Annotated in this window: 4 protein-coding genes and 1 pseudogene; all 5 read left to right on the plus strand. The window is 72.0% G+C overall.

Translation table 11 applies throughout. The annotated features are described in order from the left end of the window. Nucleotides 1–673, plus strand: a pseudogene (locus H0W38_RS18100) (CoA ligase); the annotation flags it as partial. Next, the gene (locus H0W38_RS18105) at nucleotides 670–1,014 is read left to right on the plus strand and encodes a 3-hydroxyacyl-ACP dehydratase (RefSeq protein WP_292456690.1); all 345 of its coding nucleotides are present in this window, start codon (nucleotides 670–672) and stop codon (nucleotides 1,012–1,014) included. The pseudogene H0W38_RS18100 and the gene H0W38_RS18105, both read left to right, overlap by 4 nt. Beyond that, complete coding sequence (locus tag H0W38_RS18110) at nucleotides 1,011–2,033, plus strand: acyl-CoA synthetase (RefSeq protein WP_292456693.1); 1,023 nt, start codon at nucleotides 1,011–1,013, stop codon at nucleotides 2,031–2,033. Before H0W38_RS18105 ends, H0W38_RS18110 begins: the two co-directional genes overlap by 4 nt. Continuing rightward, nucleotides 2,014–2,694, plus strand: coding sequence for a LolA-related protein (locus tag H0W38_RS18115; protein WP_292456695.1), 681 nt, complete (start codon nucleotides 2,014–2,016; stop codon nucleotides 2,692–2,694). The genes H0W38_RS18110 and H0W38_RS18115 overlap by 20 nt, the downstream gene beginning before the upstream one ends. Beyond that, the coding region (locus H0W38_RS18120; RefSeq protein ID WP_292456697.1) for an MMPL family transporter at nucleotides 2,691–4,076 on the plus strand (1,386 nt) is incomplete at its 3' end. The genes H0W38_RS18115 and H0W38_RS18120, both read left to right, overlap by 4 nt.

Genomic DNA, 4,076 nt, shown 5'->3' on the forward strand with positions numbered 1-4,076 from the left:
TCTGGTGCTGTGCGCCACCGCGCCGCTGTCGCCTCAGCTTGCGCTCGCGGCCGAGCGCGCCTTCGGCGGCCCGCTGATCGAGATCTACGGCTGCACGGAGGTTGGCCAGGTCGCTACGCGCCGCACTGCGCAAAGCGACGTGTGGCAGACCTTCGGCGCCCTGCGCGTCGCCCGCGAGGGCGGGTGCATCGAAAGTGCCGGTCTCGAAGGCGGCGAAGAGGGTAGCGCGGGGACTGGCGAGCGCTTCGTCGTCAGCGGCGGCCACGTCCCCGAGCCCGCTGCACTGGCCGACGTGCTGCAGCTCGCCGCCCCCGGCGATGGCCGCCACTTCCGCCTGCTCGGCCGCGCCGGCGACGTCATCCACGTGGCCGGCAAGCGCAGTTCGCTCGCGCACCTGAACTACCACCTCAACAGCATCGAAGGCGTGCACGACGGCGCTTTCTGGCTGCCGCCCGATGTGGCCGACGCGGTCGTGCGGCCCGTCGCCTTCGTGGTGGCGCCTGGCCTGCAGGCGACGCATATCGCCGCCGAACTGCGCGCGCGGCTCGATCCGGTGTTCGTGCCGCGCCGTGTGTTCAAGGTCGCCGCGCTGCCGCGCGAGGCGACCGGCAAGCTCGGCGCGCAGGCGCTGGAGCGATTGGCGCAGGCGCAAGACGCAGGGGCGCATCGGTGAGGGAGGCCCCGTTCACCGGCCGTATGACGCTGCGGCGCGACATTGCGGCGGACCATCCGGCTTTCGCAGGGCACTTCCCGGGTCGCCCGCTTCTTCCCGGCGCACTGTTGCTTGCCGAAGTGCTCGAAGCCGTGCTCGCCGTGCCGGCGTTGGCCGCACGGCTCGGCCTTCGCCCGACGCTGAACGCCGCCAAGTTCCTTGCGCCGGTGGCGCCAGGCTCGTCGCTGGCGATCACCGTGACCGACGAGTCGCGCGGCCTGCGCTTCGAGGTGCGGCACGGCGACGTGCTGGCGGCCAGCGGCCAATGGCAGGCGGCCTCGGTCATGGAGCCGCAATCATGAGCACTGCACCTGCGGAACGGGCTGACGACGCGCTGGCCAATGCCCTGTCCGGCGACACGCCGCCGAGCACCGACTGGTCGCGCAAACCCGAGTGCAGCAACGCGCTGGCGCTGCGGGTGATGAGCTGGATCGCCCGCCGCTGCGGCCGGCGCGCAGCGCGCACGCTGCTGCACCCGATCACGCTGTATTTCCTGCTGTTCGCGCCGGCGCCGCGGCGCCATTCGCGGCGCTTTCTGACGCGTGCGCTCGGCCGCGCGCCGAGCTGGCGCGAACGCTACCGGCACCTGCACCGCTTTGCCGCCACCGTGCTCGATCGCGTGTACCTGCTGGGCGGCCGACTGGATCTCTTCGACGTGACGGTGCAGGGCGAGGCGCTCATCGACCAGACTTTGGCCGAGGGCCGCGGCGCCTTCCTGGTCGGCGCGCACATGGGCAGCTTCGAGGCGCTGCGCGCGGTGGGCGCGAGCCGCAGCGGGCCGCGCGCGCTGCGCATCGCCATGGTCATGTATCCGGACAACGCGCGGCTCATCAATGCGGCACTGCAGGCGGTCGCACCCGGGCACCCGCCGCAAATCATCGCGCTCGGCCGCATGGGTTCGATGCTCGCCGTGCAGGACTGGCTCGACAGCGGCGGACTCGCCGGCGTGCTGGCCGACCGCTCGCTGCCCGGGCGCTCGCCGCCGGCTGGCGGGCAGCGTGGCGGCAGCGTGCGCGTGTCCTTCCTCGGCGTCGATGCCGACTTCAACGACGGGCCGTTCCGGCTCGCCGCGCTGCTGCGTCGCCGGGTCGTGTTCATGGCGGGTCTGTACCGTGGCGGGGCCCGCTACGATGTGCGCTTCGAGGCGCTGGCCGATTTCAGCGAGCGCATCCCAGACGCCGCTGAACGCGAGCGCCGCATTCGCGCCGCCACGCTGGCTTATGCCCGGCAGCTCGAAGCCCTGTGCCGCGAGCAGCCCGACAACTGGTTCAACTTTCATGATTTCTGGTGTGAGGAGCGGCATGAGGCCGCAGGGCCATGAGCGTGAGCGGCGGTCCGGCTCGGTGCAGCTCAGCGCCGATGCCGGCGGCCGGTACTTCGGCATGAAGCGGCGCGATTTCGCACGGGCGCTTGCCGCCTCGAGCTTCGGTCCGTTCTTTTTGCCGGCTTTCGCCTTCGACTTGCCCGAGCTGATGTCGCTGCTGGCTGGGCAACGACGCGGCGAGGCGAGCTTCACCGAGCAACGGTTCGTGAGCGGTCTCGACGCGCCGCTCGCTTCCAGCGGCACGCTCAGCTTCGCCGCGCCCGACCGCTTCACTCGCCGCACGCTCGAACCGCGCGCCGAGACGATGACCGTCGACGGCAACACGCTCACGCTTTCGCGCGGCGGCCGCAGCCGCAGCTTCGCACTCGACGCCGCTCCCGAGATGGCCGCGCTGGTCGAGTCGGTGCGCGGCACGCTGACCGGCAACGGCGAGCTGCTGCAGCGCTACTTCCGCACGGCGCTGGCCGGTGATGCGCACGCGTGGACGCTGGACCTGGAGCCGCTCGAAGCGCGGCTCGCCGGCCAGGTGAGCAGCGTGCGCATCGCAGGGCAGGGCGCAGAGCTGGGCAGCATCGAAATGCGGCTGACTGACGGCGACCGCTCGGTGATGACGATCACGCCATTGCGCACCGCGACGCCGGCGGCTTCGGCACCGTGAACCGCCGCGGCGCGGCGTCGCCGCTCTCGCCGCGCCGCCGCGCGGGCCTGGTGTTGTCGCTTTGGCTCGTCGCGATGCTTGCCGGTGCGCTGTTCATCTCGCGCACCACTTTCGATGCCGACCTGTCGGCTTTCTTGCCTTCGAGCCCCGACCCGCCCCAGCGCCTGCTCATCGAGCAGCTGCAAAGTGGCGTGGCGGCGCGCACGCTGCTGATCGGTATCGAAGGCGGCGACGCTCTGGCGCGTGCGGCCGCCTCGCGCGAACTGGCCGCGGCGCTGCGTGCGAGCGGACGCTTCGAAGAGGTACAGAACGGAGATCGTGGCGGCGACTGGCAGGCCGCCGGTGCCTGGCTGGTTGCCCACCGCTACTTGCTCAGCCCCTCGGTGACGCCGGAGCGCTTCACGGCCGAAGGCCTGCGCGATGCCATCGACGAGACGCTCTCGCTGTTGGGTACGCCGGGCGGCGCGCTGGTCAAGCCGCTGCTTGAACGCGACCCCACCGGCGAAACCCAGCGTCTGGCCGAGGCGTTGATCCCCGCGAACGCGCCGCGCAGCGAGGCGGGCGTGTGGGTCTCGCGCGAGGCGCCGCGGGCGCTGCTGCTCACGATCACGCATGCGGCCGGCGCCGATCTCGACGGCCAGGCCATGGCGCTGCAGGCGGTGTGGGATGCATTTGCCGGCTTGCAGGGCGGACAGCGGCAGACAGCTGGACAAGGACAGAGGGAACCGGCAACCCCGCAGCCGTTGCAGCCGCAGCCGCACGCGGAGCCGCCGCCGCAGCCACAGCCGCAGCCGCAGCCGCAGCCGCCGTCTCCGTCGCAGGAACTGCGCCTGCTGTTGAGCGGCCCGGCGGTCTTTTCGGTGCAAAGCCGCGCGCTCATCGAACGCGAAGTCAAGGAGCTCGCGCTGGTGGGCGTGCTGGCCGTCGGCGGATTGCTGCTGCTGGCGTTCGCGTCGCTGCGCGCGCTCGGCGTGGCACTGCTGCCGGTGGTCACCGGCATCGTCGCCGGCATCGTCGCGGTGAGCCTGGTCTTCGGCTCGGTGCACGGCTTCACGCTGGCCTTCGGCAGCACGCTGATCGGCGAGGCGGTGGACTACGCCATCTACTACCTGATCCAGGCGCGCGCCGGCGTCTCGTCCGCCGACGCACGCGGGGAGGGCTGGCGGCGCTGGCGTGCGGAAAACTGGCCGACCGTCCGCCTGGGTTTGCTGACCTCGGTGTGCGGCTTCGGCGCGCTGGTGTTTTCGGGCTTCCCCGGTCTGGCCCAGCTCGGCGTGTTCTCGGTCGCCGGCCTGAGCGGCGCGGCCCTCGCCACGCGCTACGTGTTGCCGGCGCTGGTGCCCGATGGCGCCGGCGGACAGGGGCTGCGCCGCCACATGAGC

This window comes from Methylibium sp., assembly GCF_013817365.1.
Lineage (GTDB): Bacteria > Pseudomonadota > Gammaproteobacteria > Burkholderiales > Burkholderiaceae_C > Methylibium.